At 74.0% G+C, this 24,290-nt stretch carries 24 protein-coding genes; 13 read left to right on the forward strand and 11 right to left on the reverse strand.

The window, feature by feature from the left end; translation table 11 throughout:
• The first annotated feature begins 38 nt into the window (after positions 1-38).
• Positions 39-947 carry a helix-turn-helix domain-containing protein gene (locus ACLJT4_RS11180; protein ID WP_233656428.1) on the forward strand — a complete coding sequence of 303 codons (909 nt, stop codon included), beginning with the start codon at positions 39-41 and terminating at the stop codon, positions 945-947.
• Between the two features lie 66 nt (positions 948-1,013).
• Here the strand turns inward: ACLJT4_RS11180 and ACLJT4_RS11185 are convergent, their stop codons facing one another.
• Entirely contained in the window at positions 1,014-1,832 is an 819-nt protein-coding gene (locus ACLJT4_RS11185; RefSeq protein ID WP_411122122.1) for an SAM-dependent methyltransferase, read from the reverse strand.
• A gap of 287 nt (positions 1,833-2,119) precedes the next feature.
• On the opposite strand from ACLJT4_RS11185, the gene ACLJT4_RS11190 reads away from it, so the two are divergent.
• Complete coding sequence (locus tag ACLJT4_RS11190) at positions 2,120-2,863, forward strand: ATP-binding cassette domain-containing protein (protein WP_411122123.1); 744 nt, start codon at positions 2,120-2,122, stop codon at positions 2,861-2,863.
• 10 nt (positions 2,864-2,873) lie between these two features.
• Entirely contained in the window at positions 2,874-3,776 is a 903-nt protein-coding gene (locus tag ACLJT4_RS11195) for a class I SAM-dependent methyltransferase (protein ID WP_411122124.1), read from the forward strand.
• Between the two features lie 37 nt (positions 3,777-3,813).
• Here the strand turns inward: ACLJT4_RS11195 and ACLJT4_RS11200 are convergent, their stop codons facing one another.
• On the reverse strand, positions 3,814-4,248 hold the full coding sequence (locus ACLJT4_RS11200; RefSeq protein ID WP_411122125.1) for a DUF6314 family protein: 435 nt from the start codon (positions 4,246-4,248) through the stop codon (positions 3,814-3,816).
• 211 nt (positions 4,249-4,459) lie between these two features.
• On the opposite strand from ACLJT4_RS11200, the gene ACLJT4_RS11205 reads away from it, so the two are divergent.
• Together ACLJT4_RS11205 and ACLJT4_RS11210 are read left to right on the forward strand one after the other, a co-directional pair.
• Positions 4,460-5,929, forward strand: a complete 1,470-nt coding sequence (locus ACLJT4_RS11205) for an aldehyde dehydrogenase family protein (protein ID WP_411122126.1) — start codon at positions 4,460-4,462, stop codon at positions 5,927-5,929.
• On the forward strand, positions 5,926-7,518 hold the full coding sequence (locus ACLJT4_RS11210; protein WP_411122127.1) for an APC family permease: 1,593 nt from the start codon (positions 5,926-5,928) through the stop codon (positions 7,516-7,518). Before ACLJT4_RS11205 ends, ACLJT4_RS11210 begins: the two co-directional genes overlap by 4 nt.
• Before the next feature lie 62 nt (positions 7,519-7,580).
• Here ACLJT4_RS11210 and ACLJT4_RS11215 read toward each other — a convergent pair whose 3' ends face one another.
• Both ACLJT4_RS11215 and ACLJT4_RS11220 read right to left on the reverse strand, forming a co-directional pair.
• A complete protein-coding gene (locus ACLJT4_RS11215; RefSeq protein WP_411122128.1) occupies positions 7,581-8,729 on the reverse strand; it encodes a HoxN/HupN/NixA family nickel/cobalt transporter in 1,149 nt (382 codons plus the stop codon).
• 172 nt (positions 8,730-8,901) lie between these two features.
• Entirely contained in the window at positions 8,902-9,120 is a 219-nt protein-coding gene (locus tag ACLJT4_RS11220; protein ID WP_411122129.1) for a hypothetical protein, read from the reverse strand.
• Between the two features lie 257 nt (positions 9,121-9,377).
• Between ACLJT4_RS11220 and ACLJT4_RS11225 the strand changes: the two genes are divergently transcribed.
• From ACLJT4_RS11225 to ACLJT4_RS11235, 3 genes are all read left to right on the forward strand, one after another.
• On the forward strand, positions 9,378-11,663 hold the full coding sequence (locus ACLJT4_RS11225; protein WP_411122130.1) for a heavy metal translocating P-type ATPase: 2,286 nt from the start codon (positions 9,378-9,380) through the stop codon (positions 11,661-11,663).
• A 356-nt stretch (positions 11,664-12,019) separates the two neighbouring features.
• Complete coding sequence (locus ACLJT4_RS11230) at positions 12,020-12,478, forward strand: DUF6153 family protein (protein ID WP_411122131.1); 459 nt, start codon at positions 12,020-12,022, stop codon at positions 12,476-12,478.
• Between the two features lie 89 nt (positions 12,479-12,567).
• Complete coding sequence (locus tag ACLJT4_RS11235; protein ID WP_411122132.1) at positions 12,568-13,278, forward strand: DUF305 domain-containing protein; 711 nt, start codon at positions 12,568-12,570, stop codon at positions 13,276-13,278.
• Positions 13,279-13,334: 56 nt separating this feature from the next.
• Here ACLJT4_RS11235 and ACLJT4_RS11240 read toward each other — a convergent pair whose 3' ends face one another.
• Entirely contained in the window at positions 13,335-13,973 is a 639-nt protein-coding gene (locus ACLJT4_RS11240; protein WP_411122133.1) for a TetR/AcrR family transcriptional regulator, read from the reverse strand.
• A 116-nt stretch (positions 13,974-14,089) separates the two neighbouring features.
• Between ACLJT4_RS11240 and ACLJT4_RS11245 the strand changes: the two genes are divergently transcribed.
• Positions 14,090-14,464, forward strand: a complete 375-nt coding sequence (locus ACLJT4_RS11245) for a VOC family protein (protein WP_411122361.1) — start codon at positions 14,090-14,092, stop codon at positions 14,462-14,464.
• 52 nt (positions 14,465-14,516) lie between these two features.
• Here ACLJT4_RS11245 and ACLJT4_RS11250 read toward each other — a convergent pair whose 3' ends face one another.
• Positions 14,517-14,972, reverse strand: a complete 456-nt coding sequence (locus ACLJT4_RS11250) for a MarR family winged helix-turn-helix transcriptional regulator (RefSeq protein WP_411122134.1) — start codon at positions 14,970-14,972, stop codon at positions 14,517-14,519.
• A 169-nt stretch (positions 14,973-15,141) separates the two neighbouring features.
• Here ACLJT4_RS11250 and ACLJT4_RS11255 point away from each other — a divergent pair, with 169 nt between their 5' ends.
• The gene (locus ACLJT4_RS11255; RefSeq protein ID WP_411122135.1) at positions 15,142-16,032 is read left to right on the forward strand and encodes an MBL fold metallo-hydrolase; all 891 of its coding nucleotides are present in this window, start codon (positions 15,142-15,144) and stop codon (positions 16,030-16,032) included.
• A gap of 26 nt (positions 16,033-16,058) precedes the next feature.
• Here ACLJT4_RS11255 and ACLJT4_RS11260 read toward each other — a convergent pair whose 3' ends face one another.
• Positions 16,059-16,925, reverse strand: a complete 867-nt coding sequence (locus ACLJT4_RS11260) for an arginase family protein (protein ID WP_411122136.1) — start codon at positions 16,923-16,925, stop codon at positions 16,059-16,061.
• On the reverse strand, positions 16,922-18,112 hold the full coding sequence (argJ, locus tag ACLJT4_RS11265; RefSeq protein ID WP_411122137.1) for a bifunctional glutamate N-acetyltransferase/amino-acid acetyltransferase ArgJ: 1,191 nt from the start codon (positions 18,110-18,112) through the stop codon (positions 16,922-16,924). The genes ACLJT4_RS11260 and argJ overlap by 4 nt, the downstream gene beginning before the upstream one ends.
• Positions 18,113-18,541: 429 nt before the next feature.
• Between argJ and ACLJT4_RS11270 the strand changes: the two genes are divergently transcribed.
• Complete coding sequence (locus ACLJT4_RS11270; RefSeq protein ID WP_411122138.1) at positions 18,542-19,984, forward strand: glutamate-cysteine ligase family protein; 1,443 nt, start codon at positions 18,542-18,544, stop codon at positions 19,982-19,984.
• A gap of 33 nt (positions 19,985-20,017) precedes the next feature.
• Here ACLJT4_RS11270 and ACLJT4_RS11275 read toward each other — a convergent pair whose 3' ends face one another.
• Positions 20,018-20,608 carry a MarR family winged helix-turn-helix transcriptional regulator gene (locus tag ACLJT4_RS11275; protein ID WP_411122139.1) on the reverse strand — a complete coding sequence of 197 codons (591 nt, stop codon included), beginning with the start codon at positions 20,606-20,608 and terminating at the stop codon, positions 20,018-20,020.
• 83 nt (positions 20,609-20,691) lie between these two features.
• A complete protein-coding gene (locus ACLJT4_RS11280) occupies positions 20,692-21,672 on the reverse strand; it encodes a LysR family transcriptional regulator (RefSeq protein ID WP_411122362.1) in 981 nt (326 codons plus the stop codon).
• A gap of 136 nt (positions 21,673-21,808) precedes the next feature.
• On the opposite strand from ACLJT4_RS11280, the gene ACLJT4_RS11285 reads away from it, so the two are divergent.
• On the forward strand, positions 21,809-22,054 hold the full coding sequence (locus ACLJT4_RS11285) for a hypothetical protein (protein WP_411122140.1): 246 nt from the start codon (positions 21,809-21,811) through the stop codon (positions 22,052-22,054).
• A gap of 84 nt (positions 22,055-22,138) precedes the next feature.
• Positions 22,139-23,371, forward strand: coding sequence for a PP2C family protein-serine/threonine phosphatase (locus ACLJT4_RS11290; RefSeq protein ID WP_411122141.1), 1,233 nt, complete (start codon positions 22,139-22,141; stop codon positions 23,369-23,371).
• 24 nt (positions 23,372-23,395) lie between these two features.
• Here the strand turns inward: ACLJT4_RS11290 and ACLJT4_RS11295 are convergent, their stop codons facing one another.
• Entirely contained in the window at positions 23,396-24,076 is a 681-nt protein-coding gene (locus ACLJT4_RS11295; RefSeq protein WP_411122142.1) for an adenosylcobinamide amidohydrolase, read from the reverse strand.
• Positions 24,077-24,290: the final 214 nt, after the last annotated feature.

Here is a 24,290-nt window from a genome sequence, read left to right on the forward strand (position 1 = left end):
ACACTGGGCGTCGGCCCGACCACTCAGGGGAGTCAGTTATGAGCGCCGCGCAGCCGCACAGCGATCTGTCCCTGCGCCGCTATCTGGAACATCCACGCGGCGGCCCCACCGTCCTGCGCATCGTGCTGGGCACCCAGCTGCGCCGGCTCCGGGAGGCCGCCGGCATCACCCGCGAGGCGGCCGGCGACGCCATCCGCGCCTCCCACGCCAAGATCAGCCGCCTCGAACTGGGCCGGGTGAGCTGCAAGGAGCGGGACGTCGCGGACCTGTTGACGCTGTACGGCGTCCTCGACAGCACCGCCCGCGCCACCTTCCTCACCCTCGCCCGCCGGACCAGCACGCCCGGTTGGTGGCACCAGTACAGCGACGTGCTGCCCAGCTGGTTCGAGACGCACCTGGGCTTGGAGTCGGCCGCCTCGGTGATCCGCACCTACGAAGTCCAGTTCGTGCCGGGCCTGTTGCAGACCGCGGAGTACGCCCGCGCGGTGGCGCTGCTGGGCCACCCGGGGTCCGCGCCGGAGGAGACCGCACAGCGGGTGGCGCTGCGGATGCAGCGGCAGGAACTGCTCGCGCTCACCGACGCGCCGCGGCTGTGGGCCATCCTCGACGAGGCGTGCCTGCGCCGGCCGTTGGGCGGACCGGAGGTGATGGCCGATCAGCTCCGGCACCTGCTGGAGATGGCGCGGCGCCCCAACGTCACCCTCCAGATAGCGCCGTTCGCCCTCGGCGGCCTGGCCGCGGCGGGCGGACCGATCACCATCCTGCGCTTCCTGGAGCCCGACCTCCCGGACATCGTCTATCTGGAACAGCTGACGAGCGCGCTCTACCTGGACAAGCGCGACGACGTCGACCACTACCTGGCGGTGATGGACCGGCTCAGCGCCCAGGCCGAGTCCCCGCGGCGCTCGCTGGCGATGCTGGAGGAGTTGCTGGAGCAGCTGGGGTGACGGCTGCGGGGCGGACCGCCGACCCCGGCCCGCCCCGCCCGCCGCCCCCGCACTCCGTCGGTTCCGCTACGGCCTGCGCGCCACGCCGCCGTACTCGATCCACTCCTGGGTCAGCTGCCTGGGGCCGGCGTCCGCCGCGTCCGGCCGCCAGGTCGAGACCTCCACCAGACCCGGCTCCTGGATCTCCAGCCCGTCCAGGAAGGACCGCAGTTCGTGCTGCTGCCGGACCCGGCCCCAGCTCCCCTGGGTGCTGACCCGCATGAACTCGGTGACGAAGTCCCGCGTCGCGGCGTCCTCGCTGACGAGCTGACAGACCACCAAGAAGCTTCCCGGAGCAAGGCGTTCGGCGACCCGGCGGACGAGCTCGGCGGGGTCGTCGGCGTCCGGGATGCAGTGCAGCACCGAGACGAAGAGAGCGGCGACCGGCTCGTCGAGGTCGATCAGCCGGCGGACCTCCGGGCTGTCGAAGATGCCGTCGGTGTCCCGCATGTCGGCCTGGATGACGGCGGTGTTGTCGTTCTCCTCCAGCAGCGCGCGGCCGTGCGCCAGCACGATCGGGTCGTTGTCGACGTACACCACGCGGGACTGCGGGTCGACCTGCTGGGCGACCTGGTGGACGTTGTCCTGCGTCGGCAGGCCCGAGCCGTGGTCGACGAACTGCCGGATGCCCTGCTCCTGGGCCAGCCAGCGGACCACCCGGCGCAGGAAGCGCCGGTTGTTGATCGCCAGCACCTGGGTGCTCGGGACGACCTTGCTCAGCTCCTCGCACGCCTCGCGGTCCACGGCGTAGTTGTCCTTGCCGCCGAGGTAGTAGTCGTACATCCGCGCGACACTCGGGATGCTCACGTCGACAGCGCTGGACAGCGGCCGGGTTTCTTGGCTCATTCCCCACTCTTCCCGTCGGATTGCGGTGACGGCCACCGTACGGCTGCCGCGCCCCGTCTCCAACTGCCGTGACGTCGTGGGCAGTCGACCGGTTGCACCGACCGGCGCGGGCCGCGCGCCCCGCGCCAGCGGCGGGACGTCGTCGAGCCGCCGCCGGGACGCCGCCGGCGGGTGATCCGGGCAGGCGTTCTCATCCGGCTCTCACGTTCCGCTCATGGGTCGGTCACACGGGGTGGTTACGGTCGATCCCGGAGCCGCGGCCCGGCGGCCCGTGAGGAGACGGCACCGTGTACCACCTGAGCGGCGTGACCAAGCACTACCGACGCGGCGGTGACCTGGTGCGGGCCCTGGACGATGTCGGCTTCTCCCTGGCGGCCGGCGGTGCGCTCGCCGTCCAGGGGCCACCCGGCGCGGGCTCCTCCACGCTGTTGCGGATCCTGGGCGGACTGGAGCGCCCGACCCGGGGCCGCGTGCTGCTCGACGGTACGGATCTGGCCACGGTCACCGCGTCCCGGCTCGGCCGGATCCGCACCGAATCGATCGGGCTGCTCGGCACCGGCGACGACGAGGCCCTCGGGCCGCTCGCCGGGTCGACCGTGCGGCAGGGCGTGGCCGCCACGCTGGCCCCGTTGGGACTGCGGCCGGTGGACCGCTGGGAGTTGGCCGGGGAGGCGCTGGCGGAGGTCGGGCTGGCCGACCACGGCGACCTGCTGCCGGGGCAGTTGGACCGGTACGCGCGGCGGCGGGCGGCGCTGGCCCGGGCGTTGGTCAAACGGCCCGCGGTGCTGCTCGCGGACCGGCCGACGGAGGGGCTGCCGCCGGCCGCCCGGGCGGAGTTCGCCGCGTTGCTGGTGCGGGTGTGGGGCGAGTACCGGCTCACGTGCGTCGTCGCCACCGACGACGAGGCGCTCGCCGGGCGGGCGACCCGGCGGCTGGCGCTCGCCGGCGGCCGGGTGGCGGCGGTCGGCCGGGTGGCCGGTACCGGTCGGGGCGGGGCCAGGGCCTGGTGTGCGGGCGGCGTCGACAGGTAGAAGAGGGGGCATGACCACAGAACAGAGCGAGTCCACCGACCAGGCGGTGCCCGCCCGGCCCGTCGGCGCACGACCGGGGCCGCCCGGCACCGCGGAGATGGTGCGTGCCAACGAGGCCAACTGGGACGCGCGCACCCCGGTCCACGTCGCCAGTGCCTTCTACGGGCTGGACGGGACGCGGAGCGCCGAGGACTGGTTCGCGCCGTTCGAGTGGGCCGACCTCGGGGACGTGGCCGGACGCGACGTGCTGCACCTCCAGTGCCACCTGGGCACCGAGACCGCGGCGTTCGCCGACCGGGGGGCGCGGGCGGTGGGGCTGGACTTCTCGGCCGAAGCGGTGGCGCAGGCGCGGCAGCTGGCCGCGGCGACCGGGCGGGAGATGGAGTTCGTCCGGTCGGACGTGTACCGCGCGGTGGAGGCGCTGGGCGACCGTCGGTTCGACGTGGTCTACACCGGCAAGGGCGCGGTCTGCTACCTGCCGGACCTCGCCGCCTGGGCGGGGACCGTCGCCGAACTGTTGCGGCCGGGCGGGACGTTCTACCTGGTGGAGTTCCACCCGCTGCTGAACGCCCTCGGCGCGACGCCGCCCGCGGACCCGGCCACCCCGCCGCTGTTGCTCCGCAACGACTACCTGGCCGGTCGGGGCGCGCTGCGCAGCGACACCCCCACCACCTACACCGACGGCCCGCCCCTTACGGGCGCCACGACGAGCTACGAGTGGCGGCACGGCGTCGGCGAGGTCGTCACCGCGGTGGTCGGGGCCGGGCTGACCGTGCGGAGCGTGCGGGAGACGGAGGTGCTGCCGTGGCCGCGCTTCCCGTCGATGGTGCCGGACGCCGACGGCTGGTGGCGGCTGCCGGACTCGGAACCCATCATTCCGATGCTGTACGCGCTGAAGGCGGTCAAGCCGTAGCGGAGCGCGGGGCGGCTCGGCCGGTGGGGTGCGGGCGTCAGTCGGCCCGGCGGTGGACCGAGCGCAGCAGTTGGTCCTTGTGCGGGCCGGTGACCCGCCACGTCAGGTCCCAACGGTCCGCGGCGGTGACGGTGAAGGTGCCCTCGTAGTGGTCCGCGGCGCAGGGGTGGACGGCGGTCCACCGGCCGCTGCGCAGGTCCAGGTCGTGGAAGGGCCGGCCGTCTTCGAAGGTGACGGCGGCGGTGCCGTCGGGCCGGGGCCGCAGCCACAGCGTGCGGGTCGCCGGGTGCTCGACGCCCTGCCAGGTCAGCACGCCCTCCTCGGCATGGCGCAGCGCGCCGTCCGGGCCGTCCGGGGTGAAGTCCGCGGTGCCCCGGAAGGTACCGGCGGTGTCGGCCCGCAGGTCGTGCACGGTGCGCTCGATGTGCCAGCGGCCGGCGAGGTACGCGGCGGCGTCGGGGACCAGATGCATGCCCCCATTGTCGGACAGCGCCGCTCGGTCACCCCATCGGCCCCACCCCGCGCCCCGCCCGCGCGCGCCGCCGTCGCGCACCGTGCACTCCCCCGGTGGCCCCCTTACGCTCGGTACCGAGATCACCACCATCAGAGATCACCGCGGCAGGGCGCCCGTCCCGTGCGTGCCCCGCCGGCACCCGCCCGGAGACGAGACCGGAGGCGCACCCATGCCGGAGCTGTTCATCGGCGGTCAGTGGACCGCAGCGGCCGAAGGGCAGGTGCGGGAGATCCGCTGCCCGGCGGACGGCGCGCTGGTCGCGACGGTCGACGAGGGCGGCCCGAAGGACGCGGCCGCCGCGGTCGCCGCCGCCCGACTGGCGTTCGACGACGGGCCCTGGCCCGGGACCCCGGCCGCCGAGCGCGGGCGGGTGGTGCTCCGCGTCGCCGAGCTGCTGGAACGGGACCGGGAGGCGCTGGCCCGGGCCGAGTCGCTGGACACCGGCAAGCGGCTGGTGGAGAGCGGCTACGACATGGACGACATCGCCGGCTGCTTCCGGTACTTCGGCAACCTCGGCGCGTCCGGCGGCACCGACCGGGTGGTGGACGCCGGGACGCCCGAGGTGGACAGCACCGTGCGACACGAGCCGGTCGGGGTCTGCGCGCTGATCACGCCGTGGAACTACCCCCTGTTGCAGACCGCCTGGAAGGTCGCGCCGGCCCTGGTCGCCGGGAACACCTTCGTGCTGAAGCCGAGCGAGCTGACGCCGCACACCGCGATCCACCTGATGCGGCTGCTGGCCGAGGCCGGGGTGCCGGACGGCGCGGCGAACCTGGTGCTGGGCACCGGCCCGCTGGTGGGGGCGCCGTTGACCGAGGATCCGCGGGTGGACCTGGTGTCGTTCACCGGCGGGCTGGTGACCGGCCGTCGGATCATGGCCGCGGCGGCCCCCACGGTCAAGAAGATCGCCCTCGAACTGGGCGGCAAGAACCCCAACATCGTCTTCGCGGACGCCGACTTCGAGACCGCCGTCGACTACGCCCTGACCGCGGTCTTCCTGCACTCCGGGCAGGTCTGCTCGGCCGGCGCGCGGCTGCTCGTCCAGGACGAGCTGCACGACCGCCTCGTCGACGAACTGGTCGCCCGGGCCCGGCGGATCCCGCTCGGCGGCCCGTTCGACGAGCGGGCCCGCACCGGGCCGCTGATCTCCGCGGAGCACCGGGCGAAGGTCGCGGCGTACGTGGCGGCCGGGCTGGCCGAGGGTGCGGTGCTGCGCTGCGGCGGGGCGCCACCGGACGATCCGGAGTTGGCGGACGGCTTCTACTACCTGCCGACGGTGCTCGACGAGTGCACCCCGGACATGTCGGTGGTGCGCGACGAGTCGTTCGGGCCGGTGCTGACCGTGGAGCGGTTCCGGGACGAGGCGGAGGCGGTGTCGCTGGCCAACGACACGGTGTACGGGCTGGCCGGGGCGGTGTGGACCCAGGACGCCGAGCGTGCGCACCGGGTGGCGTCCCGGCTGCGGGCCGGCACGGTGTGGATCAACGACTTCCATCCGTACGTGCCGCAGGCCGAGTGGGGCGGGATGAAGCAGTCCGGGGTCGGCCGGGAGTTGGGGCCGGCCGGGCTGGCGGAGTACCAGGAGGCCAAGCACGTCTGGCGGAACACCGCGCCGGTCCCGCAGAGGTGGTTCGAGTGAGTGGTTCCGTGCCACCGGGCTCCGGCGCCGGCGGACCGTCCGACGACGGCGGGCACGACGCGGGGCACGAGGACGGGGCGCTGGCCGAGCTCGGCTACAAGCCCGAACTCAAGCGGACCCTCGGCAACTTCCACACCTTCGCCGCCGGCATCAGCTACATCTCCATCCTCACCGGCACCTTCCAGCTGTTCTACTTCGGCGTGAGCCACGGCGGTCCCGCGTACTGGTGGTCCTGGCCGATGGTCTTCGTCGGCCAGCTGATGGTGGCGCTCTGCTTCTGCGAGCTGGCCTGCCGCTATCCGGTGGCCGGGTCGATCTACAACTGGGCGAAGCAGCTCGGCGGTCCGCACGTGGGCTGGATCGGCGGCTGGATGATGCTCACCGCGTCCATGGTGTCGCTGGCCGCGGTGGCACTGGCGTACCAGGTGACGCTGCCGCAGATCTCGTCGTGGTTCCAGTTCGTCGGGGACGGCACCGGCAAGACCGACGCGGCCGCCAACGCGGTCCTCCTGGGCGCCGTCCTGATCGCCTTCACCACCCTGGTCAACGCCTTCGGCGTGAAGCTGATGGCGCGGATCAACTCGGCGGGCGTGGCCATCGAGTTGATCGCCGCCGTCGTGCTGATCCTGCTGCTGGCGGCGCACGTCACCCGCGGCCCGGCGACCGCGCTGACGGACACCTTCGGCAAGGGCCAGGGCCAGAGCCTGGGGTACCTGGGTGCGTTCCTGACCGCCTCGCTCGCCTCCGCCTACGTCATGTACGGCTTCGACACCGCCTCCTCGCTCGGTGAGGAGTCCAAGGATCCGGCCCGCAACGCGCCCCGGGCGATCCTGCGGGCACTGGTCGCCTCGTTCCTCATCGGCGGACTGATCCTGCTGTTCGCGCTGCTGGCGGTGCCCGACCTGCACGACGAGCGGTTGTCGGTGGACGGCCTGCAGTACGTGGTCCTGGCCACCTTGGGGTCGACGGTCGGTCAGGCCGTGCTGTGGTGCGTGGTCATCGCGATCACCGTCTGCGAGCTGGCGGTGCACACCGCGGCCATCCGGCTGGCGTTCGCGATGGCCCGCGACAACAACCTCCCGGCGTCCGGACGACTGGCCCGGGTCAGCCCGCGGTTCCAGACGCCGGTGGTGCCCGCGATCGTGATCGGGCTGGTCGGGATCGTGATCCTGCTGATCAACGTCGACCAGCCGCAGATCTTCTCGGTGATCACCAGCATCGCGATCATCATGATCTACCTGGCCTACCTGATGGTGACGCTGCCGATGCTGGTGCAGCGGCTGCGCGGCAACTGGTCGGTGCCGAAGGGAAGCTTCTCGCTGGGCAGGTTCGGGCTGCCGATCAACGTGCTGGCGGTGCTCTGGGGCCTGGCGATGTCGATCAACCTCGCCTGGCCGCGCGCGGCGGTCTACAACGCCACCGGCCCGCAGCACTGGTACCTGCGCTGGGGCGCGTTCGTGTTCATCGGTGTGGTGGGGCTGGGCGGGTTCGCCTACTACTGGTTCGTGCAGCGGCACCGCACCGGCGTGCTGGCCTCGCACGCCGCCGAGGACGCCGGTTCCGGCGACGCCGCGGCCCCCGCGCCCTGACGCCGGGGCCCCGCGGCCCGCCCGGAGAGCGGGCCGCGGGGCCCCGGGGCGGCACGGTGGAATCAGTCCGCGGCCGGCTCCTCCGCCGGGCGGACGTGGGCCGTCCACTTCTCCTCGATGCGCCCGAACTTCCAGACGGCCAGGGCGACGATCCAGGTGAGGAGGAACAGTCCGACGATGGCGAAGCCGATGACGTTGAGGTCCAGGCCGCCGACCCAGTCCCAGAAGGCGCCGTGCAGGTCGAACTTGTCGGCGAGCAGGCCGAGGAGCTCCACCGTCCCGATGATCAGGGCGACGGCCACCGAGAGACCGGTGATGGTGAGGTTGTAGTAGACCTTGCGGACCGGCTTGGAGAAGGCCCAGCCGTAGGCGAAGTTCATGAACGAGCCGTCGATGGTGTCGAGCAGGCTCATGCCGGCCGCGAACAGCACCGGCAGGCAGAGGATGGCGTACCAGGGCAGTCCGGAGGCGGCACCGGAGCCGGCCAGTACCAGCAGCGCGACCTCGGTGGCGGTGTCGAAGCCGAGGCCGAAGAGCAGGCCCAGCGGGTACATCTGCCAGGGCTTGGTGATCGACTTCATGACGCGGCCGAGCAGGCGGTTCATCAGGCCGCGGTTGTTGAGCTGGTCCTCCAACGCGGCCTCGTCGAAGTCGCCGGCCCGCATCCGCCGGAAGACCCCCCAGATCCCGACCAGGATCACGATGTTGATCGCGGCGATGACGTAGAGGAAGACGCCCGAGACGGTGGTGCCGATCAGGCCGGTCACCGCGTGCAGCTGGGAGTTGTCGTCCTTGACCGGTCCGGCGAGCGCCTTGACGCCGAGGGACAGCAGGAACGCCAGGCCGAAGACGATGCTGGAGTGGCCCAGCGAGAACCAGAAGCCGACCGAGAGCGGCCGCTGCCCCTCGTGCATGAGCTTGCGGGTGGTGTTGTCGATGGCGGCGATGTGGTCGGCGTCGAAGGCGTGCCGCATGCCGAGGGTGTACGCGGTCACCCCGATGCCGATGCCGAAGCTCTTGGTGCCGAGGCTGTAGTGCTCCGGGGCCACGATCGCCACCAGGGTGAACCAGCCGATCACGTGCAGCGCGAGAATGAACCCGGCCATGCCCGCCATCCGCCCCCACTCGGCGCGGGTCATGGACCGCGCGATCCGCTGCCGGCGCGACGGCGGGGCCTGTCCGGCCAGGGTCGGGGCGGGGGGCGTAGGCATGGCTGGTACTGCTTTCTTCCGTTCGGCACCGGCCTCTACCGGAGCACCCCCCTACATTCCTGCCGGTTGGTTTTACTTGCAACCAATGTGCAGTAAAGCTCCCGGCTGCTCTCGTGGTGGAAAGAGTCAAGGCCGGGGCGGCGGGGGTGTCGGGCGGTGACCGTCGGGGTCTTCAGGTCGAGGGCGTAGCCGCCCTCGGCGACCTGGAGTCCGCCGGGCGCGGCCGGGGCGTCGCCCCGCCGCTCCGCCCGGCGTGCCCGGCGTGCCCGGCGTGCCGGGCCGCGGGGGCGTCCGGCAGCACGGGGCCGACCGCCTTTCCCACGCCGTAGGCGGAGCCGAATGTCGCGGCGAGCGCGGTGGCGAAGATCCCGACCTTCAGTCCGATGTGCATGGCGCAATCCCTCCTCAGGGGCCGCCGGTGGCGGGTACCGCCGATGTCGCGGCCGATCGATGCGCCCACACAATACCCCCTAGGGGTATCTGGTCAACCCGCCGGAGACGCTTGCCATGAATACGGGTGGGGGGTATACATGAGCTACGCCACCAAATACCCCCCAAGGGTATTTACGGCAGGGTCGCAGCCCCTCTTGACCGGCCCGCACGCACCCCCGTCCGCACCCCTGTTTCCGTGAGCTGCGAGGAGCAGACATGACCACCACCAGCCCCGGCGCCACCGAGGTCGAGCTCGCCATCGGCGGCATGACCTGCGCCTCCTGCGCGGCCCGGATCGAGAAGAAGCTCAACCGCATGGACGGGGTCGAGGCCACCGTCAACTACGCCACCGAGAAGGCGAAGGTCACCTTCCAGGACGACGTGTCGGTCCGGGATCTGGTCGCCACGGTCGAGGCCACCGGGTACACCGCGCAGGAGCCCGCGCCGCTCGTCCCCGCCGGCGGGGACGGCACGGCGAGCGGCACCGGGGGCGACACGGGCGGCACGGCGGAGACCGACCCCCTGCGGCCGCTGCGGCAGCGGCTCGTCACCGCGGTCGCGCTGGCCGTCCCGGTGATCGTGCTGGCCATGGTCCCGGCGTTGCAGTTCACGTACTGGCAGTGGCTGTCGCTGACGCTGACCGCACCGGTCGTCACCTACGCCGCCTGGCCGTTCCACCGCGCCGCGTGGACCAACGCCCGGCACGGCGCGGCCACCATGGACACCCTGATCTCGGTCGGCACCTCCGCCGCGTTCCTGTGGTCGCTGTGGGCGCTGTTCTTCGGCACCGCCGGCACCCCCGGCATGACCCACCCGTTCGAGCTGACCATCGCCCGCACCGACGGCGCGGGGAACATCTACCTGGAGGCGGCGGCCGGCGTCACCGCCTTCATCCTGGCCGGCCGGTACTTCGAGGCCCGCTCCAAGCGGAAGGCCGGCGCGGCGCTCAAGGCGCTGATGGAACTGGGCGCCAAGGACGTCACCGTGCTGCGCGACGGCCGCGAGGAGACCGTGCCGATCGGGCAGTTGAGCGTCGGCGACCGGTTCCTGGTCCGCCCGGGCGAGAAGATCGCGACGGACGGCACGGTGGTGGACGGCGCGTCCGCCGTGGACGCCTCGATGCTGACCGGCGAATCGGTACCGGTGGAGGTCACGGCCGGCGACGGCGTCACCGGTGCCACCCTCAACGTCGGCGGCCGGCTCGTCGTCGAGGCCACCCGCATCGGCGCGGACACCCAACTGGCCCGGATGGCCAAGCTGGTGGAGGACGCGCAGAACGGCAAGGCGGCGGCCCAACGACTCGCCGACCGGATCTCCGCGGTCTTCGTCCCGGTCGTCCTCGCGCTCGCCCTGGCCACCCTCGGCTTCTGGATCGGCAGCGGCGCCGGCCTGACCGCCGCCTTCACCGCGGCGGTCGCGGTGCTGATCATCGCCTGCCCGTGCGCGCTGGGGCTCGCCACGCCGACCGCGTTGCTGGTCGGCACCGGCCGCGGCGCCCAGCTCGGCATCCTCATCAAGGGCCCGGAGGTCCTGGAGAGCACCCGCAAGGTCGACACCATCGTCCTGGACAAGACCGGCACCGTCACCACCGGCCGGATGACCCTGCTGGCCACGCACCCCGCGGCGGGCACCGACGAGGCCGAAGTGCTGCGGCTGGCCGGCGCGTTGGAGCACTCCTCGGAACACCCGATCGCGCGGGCCGTGGCGGCGGGCGCGAGCGCGCAGGTGGGCACCCTGCCGGTGCCGGAGGACTTCGCCAACATCGCCGGGCGCGGCGTCCAGGGCGTCGTCGACGGGCACGCCGTGCTGGTCGGCCGGGAGCAGCTGCTGGCCGAGTCGGCGATCCCGCTCCCGGAGGAGCTGGCCCGGGCCAAGGCGGCGGCCGAGGCGAACGGGCGGACCGCGATCGCGGTGGCGTGGGACGGCGCCGCCCGGGCCGTGCTGGAGGTCGCCGACGCCGTCAAGGACAGCAGCCCGGAGGCGATCCGCCGGCTGCGCGCGCTCGGCCTGACGCCGGTGCTGCTGACCGGCGACAACGCGGCGGTGGCCCGCTCCGTCGCGGCCGAGGTCGGCATCGACGCGGACCGGGTGTTCGCCGAAGTGCTCCCGCAGGACAAGGTCGAGGTGGTCCGGCGCCTCCAACAGGAGGGCAGGACCGTGGCGATGGTCGGCGACGGCGTCAACGACGCGGCGGCGCTGGCCCGGGCGGACCTCGGGCTGGCCATGGGCACCGGGACCGACGCCGCCATCGAGGCCGGTGACCTCACCCTCGTCCGGGGTGACCTGCGGGCCGCGGCCGACGCCATCCGGCTCTCCCGCCGCACCCTGGGGACCATCAAGTCCAACCTCTTCTGGGCCTTCGCGTACAACGTCGCGGCACTGCCGCTGGCCGCGACCGGGCTGCTCAACCCGATGATCGCGGGGGCCGCGATGGCCTTCTCCTCGGTCTTCGTCGTCGGCAACAGCCTGCGACTGCGGGGGTTCCAGGCCGCGGACACGTGAGGCACCGACGAAGGGGGCCAAGGCCCCGACGGCACTGCGACGCCTGCGGCACCGAGGCGCTCGTCGCCGGCGGCGAGCACGGGGAGGCCCGGGAGACTTCCCGAATCCCCTCCCCCTCGTCCGGGCCTGACGGCCGCTGCGCGCCGGCCGGGCGGCGCCCGCCACGCCCTCCTCACCCCGAACGGTGGGGAGGGCGTCGGCGTGCGCACGGTGCCGCGCGCAGCCGCGACGGGCCGGGCGGGTCCGGCGCCGGCACTCCGCGACGCGACCCCCGGGGGGTATGCGGGCGAGGGGTGGGGGGTGCGCCGCCCGCCGGACGCGGCCTGCCCTACCCTCGGATCCGGGAGGTCGAGGAGATGCGGACGAACCGGCGGATGCGGGCGGCCGGTGCCTGGGGGCACCTGCTGCTGGTCGCCGTGCTCGCCCTGGGCGTCTTCGCGATGCACACCCTGGGCCACCCCACGGGCCACTCCGATACGCCGGACGCCCGTGCGGCGACCGCCGCGCACGGCGCCGCGGCCCGCACCCACCCGGCCCCGGCCGCCGGACCGGCCGCGAGTCAGCGGCACGCCACCGCGCACCCCGGGGCCCCCTCGCCCGGACCCTCCTCACACGGGCCCGGCGCGGGGATGGACATGACCTCGCTGTGCCTGGCCGTCCTGGGGAGTTGGGCCCTGGCCGCCCTGCTGTACGGGGCGCTGCGCCGCCGGACCGACTGGCTGGTCCCGCTGCGCGCCGGCACGCTCGCCCGGCTGCGGCCCCATCCCCCGCCGCGGCCCCCGGACCTCGCCGAGCTGTCGATCCTGCGGATCTAGGCCGAACGCCACCGCGGGCGCCCCGCGCTGCCCGCACGCCCCCGCGTTCGTCCGAGTAGTCCACCGCACAGACAGCACGAGGTATCGATATGACCGCGCATCGGCGCACCGACCGCCCCGCCCGCCGGACTCCCCGTCTCGGGGCCCGGCGACTGGCCCTCACCGCATTCGCCGCCACCGCGGCCCTGCTCCTCGCCGCCTGCGGCGGCGCCACCGAAGCCGACCGCAGGGGCACCGCGGACCACGGCGGCACCCCGTCCGCCACCGCCGGCGGCAACCCCGCCCCGGGGCCGGTCGGCGACACGGATGTGAGGTTCGCGCAGATGATGATCCCGCACCACCAGCAGGCTCTGGAGATGGCCCGGCTCGCCGACGGCCGCGCCGCCGACCCGGAGGTCAAGAAACTGGTCGCGGCGATCGAGCAGGCGCAGGACCCCGAGATTCAGCGGATGCGCGCCTGGTTGAAGGCGTGGGGCAAGCCCGAGTCCGCCGGCGCCATGCCGGGCATGGACCACGGCTCCGGCTCCATGGACCACGGTTCCGGGGCCGGCGGTCACGGCTCCGGCATGTCCGGGATGATGTCCGACGAGGACATGAAGGCGCTCAAGGCCGCCAAGGGCCGCGCGTTCGACCGCGCGTTCGCGACGATGATGATCGCCCACCACAAGGGGGCGATCGACATGGCCAAGGACGAGCAGCGGCGCGGCCGGAACGCCACCGCCAAGAAGCTCGCGGACGACGTCGTCCGCGGCCAGGCCGCCGAGGTCGCCGAGATGACCGCACTCCTCGACCGGCTCTGACGCCCCGCGCCGGCCGCCGCGCCCCGCACCCGGGGCGCGGCGGCCGGCCCGTGGAACTACCGGACCGCGTAGCGCCCCAGGGCCGGTTCGAGCTGGTCGAAGACCCGCTCGGCCTCGGCGCCGATCGTCGCGGCGATCTCCGCTTCGGGGTCGCCGGCCAGCGTGCGTTCCTGGATGCGCACGAACAAGAGGCGGAGTGCGGCGGCCAGTTGGGCGGCCGCGGCGCGGGGCAGGACGTCGTCCGCCGGCGCGCCGGTGGCCGCGGCGAGCGCGCCGGCCAGCGCGCGTTCCCGCTGCTCGTGCAGTTCCCGCAGCCGGGCCGTGAGGGTGGGGCTGTCGGCGACCATGCGGGCGAAGGCCGGCCCGGCGAAGCCCGCGACGGGGTCGCGCTCGCGCAGGGCGGTGCCGAAGGCGCGGCGCACCGCGGCGAGCGCGGACTCCCCCGGCTCCCGGGCGTCCGCGGCGCGGGCGAGGCTCGCGACGAACTCCTCGTGGTGGTCGAGCGCCAGGTCCTCCTTGCGCGCGAAGTAGTTGGTGACCGTCTTCTTCGCCACGCGGGCGGCGGTGGCGATCTCCGCGATCGTCGTCGCCTCGAAGCCCTGCCGCTGGAAGAGGCGGGTGGCGTGGTCGGAGATCAGTTGCCTGGTCTCCTGCTTCTTGGCCTCGCGGAGGCCCAAGGGGGGCTCGACATCCATGGCACGACTTTACCTCCGACGTAAAAAGCCCCTTGACCCCTCCATGCCCTCATTCTAAATTTACGCCCGTCGTAATTTTTGCGGTGCGCGTCACCGCCCACCCCCGAGGAGACCCCATCAACATCACCGCTTCCACCGTCTCGTTGACCGTCGACGAGGTGGCCGCCTCCCGCGACTTCCTGACCGCGCACTTCGGCTACACGCAGGTCGCGGCCGCCGACGGCTTCGCCAAGCTGACCCACGAAGCGGCCGCCGTCGACCTCGTACTGTTGCAGCGCGGCACCGAGGTACTGCCCACCGCGCAGCGCGACCAGCGGGCCGGCGGCCTGATCCTCGCCTTCACCGTCACCGACCTCGCGGGCCACGAGGAGCGCCTGCGCCGGGCCGGGATACCGCTCACGATGCCGTTGCGCGAAGAGCCCTGGGGCGAGCGCCTGTTCCAGGTCACCGACCCGAACGGCGTGGTGCTGCAACTCGTCGAGTGGGCCTGAGGGCGGTGCGGCGCGGCGCGCGATCGGCGCCGCACCCTGAACCGCCCGCGCGTCACCGCCGCGCCGGCGGCACACCCTTCGCGGGGTGCGCCACGGCACGCGCCAACAGGCCCTGCAGCGTGCTCCGTTCCTCGTCGTCGAGCCCGGCGAGCGGGGACTCGGCCTCCAGGAGTGCGAGCAGCCGGTCGCGGAGTTCGGCGCCCTGCGGGGTGAGGACGAGCTGCTTGGCGCGACGGTCGTTGGGGTGCGGTCGCCGCTCGATCAGCTGCTGCTTTTCGAGCTTGTCGACGACGAACGTGGCGTTGGAGGGCTCGCAGCTCATCCGCTCGGCGAGCTCCCGCATCGTCAACGGCCCGGCCAGTTCGCGCAGCGCGGTGGCCTGGGGGGCGGTGAGGCCCAGCGTGGCCGCGCGCCGGCGGATGTGGTCGGCGATCTGCTGGGCCAACCCGTTCACCAGGCCGCACAGCTGGCGCTCCGCGAGGGCCTGTTCTTCCGGGTTCGTCGTCATGGGGGCATCCTACCAAGTACCCCTAGCCTAAATAATCCGAGCTTGAATCATTAAAGCTTGACGCTTATGGTGGCGGTGTCGCCGCATTCCGGTGCGGCGCCGGCGCCCCGCCGTAGTGGGGAGCGCCGCAACACCCCTGCCCCGCACGCCTTCCGAAAGGACCGCGACCATGAGCACCGCCGCACCCAGCACCGACGAACGACTGCGCCGACCCGCCGTCCGCCGCTCCTTGCAGCTCGGCGCGACCACCGTCACCTACGTCCCGGACGGCGCGGCGCAACTGATCCCGCGCCGCTGGCTGCCGGACACCACGGACGCGACCTGGGCCGCGCACCCCGAGTACCTGGACGCGACCGGGAACCTGGTGGCGGGCGTCGGCGGCCTTCTGGTGGAGCACGGCGACCGGGCGCTGCTGATCGACGCCGGCGTCGGGCCGCAGTCGTTCCCGGCCGAACCGGGCAACGCCCACGGCGCCCTGCACGGCGGCGCGCTGCTGGACAACCTCGCCGCCCTCGGCCGCGCGCCGGCCGACATCGAGGCGGTGGCCGTCACCCACCTCCACACCGACCACCTCGGCTGGGCCTGGCATCCCGCCCCGGGCGGCGACCGCCCCGCCTTCGCGCACGCCGACTACCTGATCGCCGAGCCCGAGTGGGCCCACCGCGACCTGATGGCGGCGCACGGCATCGGCCCGGAGATCCTCGGCGCACTGGCGCCCCGCGTCCGGACCGTGGCGGACGGCGAGGAGGTCTTCCCCGGCGTGCGGATCCGGTTCTACGGCGGCCACACACCGGGGCACGCCGGCTACGAGATCACCGCGGGCGGGCGGCGGTTGATCGCCTTCGGCGACGCCCTGCACTCGCCGATCCAGATCGGCCACCCGGAGTGGCGCGCGGCCCCCGACCACGACCCCGCGGCGGCCGTCGCCGCCCGCCGCCGCCTGATCGCGGAGCTCCAGGAGCCGGACACCGTCGGCTTCGGCATCCACTTCGCCGACGTGGTCTTCGGGCGGGTCCGGGCGGACGGCGACGGAACGGCCTGGCAGCCGCTCGACGCCTGAGCGGACCCACCCCGCGCACCGGCGCCCTACGAGAAGGCCGGACCGGCGAACAGCCGGCGCAACACGCCCTCCTCGACGGCCGGTTCCGCCGGCGCGGGACCGGCCGCGGTCGGTGCGTACTCGGTGACCCCGACCCCGGCGAGCGCGAAGCTCCCGGCGAGCGCCGTCAGGGCGTCGGCCAACTTCTCGGGGTGCAGGCCCGCCGGCTCCGGGCAGGACAGTCCCGCGAAGTGGCCGGGGTCCAGCACGTCCAGGTCCAGATGGACGTAGACGTGCCGGGCGCCGGTGGCGGCCACCGCGGCGATCAACCGGTCCGGGTCGTCGAGCGCGGCGACCGGCAGCGCCGGCACGCCCGCGGCGGCGAGGAACCGCCGCTCCTCGGGGTCGAGCGCACGCACCCCGGCGAGGACCAGCCGGCGGGCGTCGAGGCGCCCGTCCGGCGGGGGCAGCAGCGCCGCCGGGCCCTGCCCCAACAGGGTGCGCAGCACCATCCCGTGGAAGCCCCCGGAGGGCGAGCTCGCCGGGGTGTTGAGGTCGGCATGGGCGTCGAACCAGACCACGGCGAGGTCCGCGCCGTGCCGGGCGACGGCGTGCGACACGGGCGCGAGTTCGACGCCGCAGTCCCCGCCGACCGTGCGCAGCGACCCCGGGCCCCACTCCGCCAGGGCCTGCCGGGTGGCGCGCAACGAGGCGGCCAGGACGTCGAGATGGCGCACCCCGTCCTCGGTGCGGCCGGGGTCGGGGCCGATCGGCACGACGGTGCGGCGGGTCGCGGGCAGCAGGGCGCCCAGGCGGTGCGCACCGGCCGCCACCCGCTGCGGCGCGCCGGCCGCCGACCCCTGCCACTGCGGGACGACCAGCAACGGGCCGGGGCCGTGGGCGGGCCGGTTCACGTCGTGTAGTCCGCGTTGATCCGGACGTACCCGGGGGACAGGTCGCAGCCGAACACGGTCGCCGCGCCGTCGCCGATGCCGAGGGTGACGGCGAGGTCGACCTCGCTGCGGCGCAGCGCGGCGGTGAGCTCCGCGAGCAGTTCCGGGGTCGGCTCGGTCGGGTAGACCTCGGTGCCGCCGAAGGCGACGGTGACGCGGTGCGGCTCGATGTCGCGGTCGTCGGTGTTCTTGCCGACGGCCATCAGGACCCGTCCCCAGTTGGGGTCCGCGCCGTAGACGGCGGTCTTGACCAGGGGCGAGTTGACGACGCTCTTGGCGATGCGCTTGGCCTGCGCGGCGTCGCGCGCCTCGGTCACGGTGACCCGCAGGAGCTTGGTGGCGCCCTCGCCGTCGCTGGCGAGCTGCCGGGTCAGGTCCAGACAGAGGTCGGCGAGGGCGGCGGCGAACTCTTCGGGATCGACCGGGCCGGCCGCGCCGTTGGCGAGCACCGCGACGGTGTCGGAGGTGGAGGTGTCGGTGTCCACGCTCAGGCAGTTGAACGTCGCGTCGACGGCCGTCCGCAGCGCCCGGTCCAGGTCCGTCGCGGCGAGTTCGGCGTCGGTGACGACGTAGGCCAGCATCGTGGCCATGTTCGGCTCCAGCATGCCGACGCCCTTGGCGACGCCGACGAGCCGGGCGGCGCCGACCGTGCGGACGGCGGTCTTCGGGCGGGTGTCGGTGGTCATCATGGCCCGCGCCACGTCCAGCGGCGCCGCGGTGAAGGCGTCGGGTCCGCGCTGCGCGGCCCCGTCGAAGTGCGCCCGGATGGTGTCCATGGGCAGGGGGCGCCCGATCACGCCGGTGGACCCGATGAGCACCTCGTCGTCGGAGAGGCCGAGGAGGCCGGCGACCCGGCCGACCACTTCGGCGGCGTGCTCGGCGCCCTGCCGGCCGGTGGCGACGTTGGCGTTCTGCGCCAGGGTGACCACGGCGCGCAGTCGCTGTCCGGCGGCGTGGGCGCGGCTGAGGACGACCGCGGGTCCGGCGAAGAGGCTCTTGGTGAACATGGCGGCGCTGACGGCGGGGCGGTCGGAGGCCACGATCGAGACGTCGTCGCCCTGGTCCCGCAGTCCCCCGTGGCCGGTGTACGCGCGAAAGCCGGTCGGCCATGCCGGTGCCGCACCCTCGACAGAATAGTCATGCGTCATATCGCATACATTTGCAGTCATGGGGGGTGCCTGTCCAGCGCTTTCCGCACCTCGCTCCGCCCCGACGGGGCACGCCGCGGCCCGCGATGGCCCGATGCGGTGCATGGGAACGACGCCCAGGTTTGCGGCGAGCGCGCCCGGAACATGAATCAACCGCCCCGGCGCCAGCCGCTCCGCGACGCGCCCCGCGCACCGGGCGAACGGCCCCGGCCGCGCCGTCGAGCACGTCATCAGGCGAGGAAAGGTATGCCAGCCCATGCCCCACGTGCCGCCGCCCACCGCACCGCCCACCGCCATCCCACGGTCACCGCGCCACCACCGCGCCCGCACTCCCGCCGCATCCATCAGCCGTCTTCTCAACACGCCGCAAATGAAAGGCAGTTGCTGGCTCCCACAGCCCTGCCGCGCCCTCGACGCGCGGCCTCGCGGATGAGCCGGCCGACCGCCGACCGGGCCGGGGTCACCGCCCCCGCGCCCCGCCGCCGCATCGGGTTGGAGCTCGAATTCCCGGTCGTGGCACGGGCCACCGGCCGCGGCATGGACCGCGGCACGGCGGCGCGCCTGTGGCCCGCCTTCGTCGCCGGAAACCCCGGGTGGTCCCTCACCCGGGAGCAGGTCACCGGCGTCACCCTCGGCGTGACCCGCCCCAACGGGGCGTTCGTCGACCAGGTGGACACCGACACCGGCATCTGCACGGTGGAACTCTCCCTGGCCCCCGCGGAGACCATCGGCCGGGCGGTGGCGGGCGCCCACGCGATCCTGCGCGACCTCCACCGGCTCCTCGACCCCCTCGGCCTCACCGTGCTCGGCGCCGGCATCCAGCCGCACACCTGGTTCGACGCCGCCCGCAAGACCCGCAAGGACTGGTACCTGCTGCTGGCCCGCCGCTGGCACTACCACCACTGGTTCGTCCCGATCGCCTCCCACCAGGTGGCGGTCGACGTCGCACCGGACGAGGCGGCCCGGGCGGTGAACGTACTCAGCGGCTTCGCGGGGGTCTTCACCGCCCTCACGGCCGGTTCGCCGATCGCGCGGGGGCGGATCCAGCCGTGGAAGGAGACCCGCAACTGGGTGTGGCACGAGCGGAGCGGCAAGGTGTCGGCCGAGGAGGCCCGTTACACCTCCAACGGCATTCCGCCGACCCCCTACCCGGACGTCGGCGCGTACCTCGAACACTTCTGGGCGTCCCGCCTGTACTTCCTCACCGACGGCAAGACCAGCGGCTGCGAAGTGCTCGGCGGCCGCTCCTTCCGGGACTTCCTCATGTCCCCGGAGCCGGTGCCGGCCCGACGGGTCGACGGCGAACGGATCATGATCGCCCCCGACCGGCAGATGCTCGACCGCATCCACCAATACGGCTGGCCGGCCGCCAAGTTGCACTACGGCTTCGACGCGCGCACCGACCTCGACGACGTCCGCACCGCCCTCACCCGGGGTCGGCTCGGGCCGTACTTCGAGGAACACGCGGTCCGCTGCTACGTGGAGAACCGCACCAGCGGCGTCGCCCCACCGGGCGAGGAGGGCGTGGCCGCGGCCCTCACCCTCGGTCTCGTGGAACGGCTCGACGACGCCGAGGCGTTGCTGCACAAGGTCGCGTGGGACGACTGGCGCACCCTGTGGGTCCGCGCCAGCGCACACGGCCTCGCCGCGGAGGACGCCGATGCGCTGGCCCGGATCCGGGAGCTGCTGGAACTCGCCGCCGACGGCCTGCGCGCCCGCGGCGCCGGGGAGGAGACCTTCCTCGCGCCGCTCTTCAGCCGCCTGGACCGGCGCGAGACCCCCGCCGACCGCATGCTCGCGGCGTTTCACGCGGGCGGCGTGCCCCGCCTGCTCGACGCCTTCGGCCACACCGCCGACGCCACCGCCCCCTGACGCCACCGGCCCCCGCGGACCGCGGCGGGCCGCTCACGCCTTCGACCGGCGCCGGCCACTACGCCGCGGCGCCGGATCGGCGCCGCCGAGCAGGCTCGACCGCCGTTCCGCACCGTGGCTCTCGACCTGCCCCACGACCCGGCGCAGCAACTCCGCCGCGCAGCGGCACTCCGCGTCGTCCAGCCGCCCGGTGACGAACGCCTCCTCGGCGTTGAACTCCGGCACCACCCGACCCATCAGGGCCTCGCCGTCGGCCGTCAACCGGAGCAGCACCAGCCGGCCGTCCGCGGGATGGTCGGCGCGCCGCAGCAGGCCGCGGGACTCCAAGGTCCGCACCACACCGGTGAGCGTGCCCTTGGAGATCCCGACCTCCTCGGCGACGTGCCGGGTCTCCGACTCGCCGCGGACCCACACCACCCGGAGCACCACGAACGCGGTCCACGTCAGGTCCGGGCCGCGCAGCACGGAGTTCTCGACGTGCTGCCGCACGGCCGCCGCCGCGCGGTGGATGCCGGTGACCAACGCCATCTGCTCGTGGTGCACCGGGAGGCCGCCGAGCTTCACCTCGACCCGTCTGCCGGTCTCCTCAACGGAACGCTGGCCCAGCACGGACCCCTCCTCCATCGGCGGCGCACACGTGCCCCACGCGGCGGACGCGGGACCGTTCGGAGCCGAAATGTAGCCACCGAACGGGACGAGTCGGTGCGTCACACGCCGCCGCCGGACGGCGCTACGCCTTCCGGCCGACCGCCTACCCCTCCGTCAGCGGGGCGCCCGTCGCCCGACCACTCGGGCGCACCGGGGAACCCGTGCGACGCGAAGGGCCGGCCGATGACGAACTCCCTGAACTTCAGGGCGGCCGCGGACACATATGCCTCCCGGTCCCAGACCAGGCTCAGGACCCGGTGGCAGTCGGGGGCGTCGAGGCTCAGCCAGGCGGCGGGCAGGCGCGTGGGGAGCCGGCGGGACATCTCCGGGACGAGGCCGATGCCCAGGCCGGCGCCGATCAGATCCCCGGTGGCGCCCGGCTCGTCGCCCTCGCACGACAGGACCGGGGTACGGCCCTCGGCGGCGAACAGCCGCTCCAGCAGGGCGCGCGGCCAGGTGCCGATGCGGGTGGTGACGAACGGCTCGTCGACGATCTCGGCGACGGTCACGCGCTCCCGGCCGGCCAACCGGTGGCCGGGCGGCACGGCGAGCAGCACCTCCTCCCGGGCCAGTTCGACGCTGTGCAGGGTCGGGCCGGTCAGCGGCTGGGAGGCCAGGCAGAAGTCGACCTCCCTGGCGCGCAGTCGGCGTTCCATCTCCGGCGCGGTGGCCTGGCGGAGCAGCACGTCGGCACGCGGATGCGCGGCACGGAAGTCGCCGAGGAGGTGGGTGAGGGTCAGCAGGGTCTCGGCGGCGAGGGCGACCCGGCCCAGGACCTGGTCGCGGGCGTCCCGCACCGCACGCCGCCCGTCGTCGAGTTCGCCGAGCGCGCGCTCGACGTGCCGCAGGAACGTCACGCCGTACGCGTTGAGCCGGATCCGGCGGCCCCGTCGGTCGAAGAGCGCAGTGCCCAAGTCGGCTTCTAGGCGGGCGATGACGCGGCTGAGCGAGGGCTGCGCGACCCGGAGTTCGTCCGCGGCCCGGCTGATGTGTTCGTAGCGGGCCACGACCTGGAAGTAGCGCAGCTGAAGGAGGTCCATCGTCGCCCTTTCCTCGTGCCTGCCGAGCATCTTCACACGACGGCGGCGCCGCGTTCGGACGGGGAGCGGGCCGCCGGTGGGCTCGCGGGTCTCCAGGTCGTCCAGGAAGGTCCGCCACAGGTCCTCCAGCGGCGCCATGGTGACGTCTTCCTTGCTGGTGAAGTGGCGGAAGAAGGTGGAAGCCGCGCTCGGTGAAGAGTTCCGGGGCGGTGGTGATCAGCGCTTCCCGGGTCCGCAGCTTCTTGCGTTCGCGCAGCGGGAGGCAGCCGGCGGCCTCACCCCGCACCTGGCCTGGCGCGGCGCCTGGGACGACGCCGCCGGGGCCGTCTACGCCCTGCCCGGCCGGCGACTGCACGGCAAGGCGGTCCTGGACGTCGCCTGAACCGGGCCCGTAGCCGGGCGGGGCGGGCCGGTGGTGCGTAGCGTGGTGGCTGAGAGGGAGCGGCCCTTCCCAGGAGGCGCGCACGTGAAGCCGGAACTCGACTACCGGGCGGTGTTCGCCGCGACACCGAGTCCGTACCTGGTGCTGGGGACGGACCTGGTCGTCGTGGACGTCAACGACGCGTACTGCCGGGCCACCAACCGCACGCCCGAGCAACTGGTCGGGCAGCACCTGTTCGTCGCGTTCCCGGACAACCCCGCGGACAGCATGGCCGACGGGGTCCGCAACCTGGGCGCCTCACTGGCCCGGGTGCTGGAGTCCGGCCGGGCGGACACCATGCCGGTGCAGCGCTACGACATCCCGGTGGTGCACCGGCCGGGCGCCTTCGAGGAGCGCTGGTGGTCCCCGATCAACACGCCGGTCCACGGATCGGACGGGGAGGTGGCCTACATCATCCACCGGGTCGAGGACGTCACCGACTTCGTGCGCACCCGCCGCTTCCACGGCGGCCCGCTGGCCCAGCGGGCACAGAGCATGGAGGCCGAGCTGTACGTGCGGGCCCGCGAGCTCCAACGGCTCAACGACGAGCTGCGGGCCGCGCACGCCCGCGAGCGGCGGGTCGCGGTCACCCTCCAGGAGGCGATGCTGCACTCCCCCGACCTGGCCCGGCACGAGGACGTCGCGGTGCGCTACCTGCCGGCGGTGGGCTCGCTGAACGTGTGCGGCGACTGGTACGACGCCGTCGACCTGCCCGACGGTCGCTTCGCCGTCGCCGTCGGCGACGTGGTCGGCCACGGTCTGGAGGCCGCCACCGTCATGGGCATGCTGCGCAGCGCGCTCTCCGCGGCCAGCCGGGCGGTGTCCGGGCCGGCGCAGGCGCTGGAGGTGCTGGGCCTGTACGCCCGCTCGGTGGAGGGGGCCCTGGCGACCACCGCGGTCACCGCCCTGATCGACTCCCGCTCGAAGCTGATCGTCTACTCCAGCGCCGGTCACCCGCCGCCCGTACTGGTCAGCGCGGGCGGCACCTGCCGGCTGCTGGACCAGGCCACCGACCCGCCGTTGGGGGCCCGGCCCGAGCATGTGCCGCGCCCCCAGGCCGGCACCGCCTACCACCCCGGCGACACCCTGGTGCTCTACACCGACGGCCTGATCGAGCGCCGGGACGAGGACATCGACGCCGGCCTGGGCCAGCTCACCGCGGCGCTGGCCGACTTGAGCCGGCTCAGCCCGCAACGGCTGGCCGACGCCGTGCTCGCGCGGCTGGGCGTGTCCGGCGGCGCCCGGGACGACGTCGCCCTGGTCGTCGTCCGCCTGTGACACCCGGGCGACCGGCCGACCGGGTCAGGACGGCGGGAGGGCGCCCCCGACGGCGCGGTGGACGGCCCGGGCCAGCCGCGCCCCCCACAGCGAGCGCGGCCCGGCGAAGGCGTGCGCCTGCTCTCCGGGGCACGGGGTGCGGGCGGCGACGCACACCGCGTCGGTGGGGGTGCCCGAACAGTCGTGGCCGGCCTCCAGCAGGGCCTGGACCTTGGCTTCGGTGGCGGTGGCCACCGCGTTGACCAGGGCGGCGTCGGTCAGCGGCACGGGCAGCGCGACCACGATGTTGATCGTGCCGGGTCCCGCCGGGGCCGTGGCACGTGCGGCCGGCACCGCGGCCCAGCCGCGGACCGTGATGCCGGCGCTCGCGACGGCTTCGACGCCCCCGTCCGCCGCCTGACCGTGACGGGTGACGTCGGCGGCCGTCATCAGCCCCACGCCCGCGCCCCGCGCGCCCGCGTCGCGGGCGAGTTCGGCGAGGTGGCGGTCCGGGTCGGTGCGGCGGTAGCCGTGGGCGACCTGGGCGTTGAGGACCCAGGCGCGTTCGCCGAGGCCGCCGCCCAGCACGGCGGTGCTGATCATCCGCCAGCCCGGACCGGCGACCCACAGCAGCGCGTGCAGGCGCTCCCCGTCCTCGGTGCGGGACGTGCGCCCGGCGGGCAGCAGACCGGCGCGGGTACGGGGCGGCGGGAGAACGGCGGTCACCGGGCGGGCTCCAGGGCGGGGCAGGGGCGGGCAGCCGATCGTACGCGCCGCCCCGGGGTGGTCGGACCGCCACCTCGCGGCGCTCGCCCCGACCGGTGCCGACGGCGCTCCCGCACGCCGCCGAAAGGGAGACTTAACTGCCTCTTCATAGTGGGATGTTGGGAAATCCGTGGCCTTTGGACATCCCGGTCCGGTGCGTGGCGGGAGTCGTGCG

Origin of the sequence: Streptomyces sp. x-19 (assembly GCF_046549115.1) — a bacterium.
GTDB lineage: Bacteria > Actinomycetota > Actinomycetes > Streptomycetales > Streptomycetaceae > Streptomyces > Streptomyces albulus_C.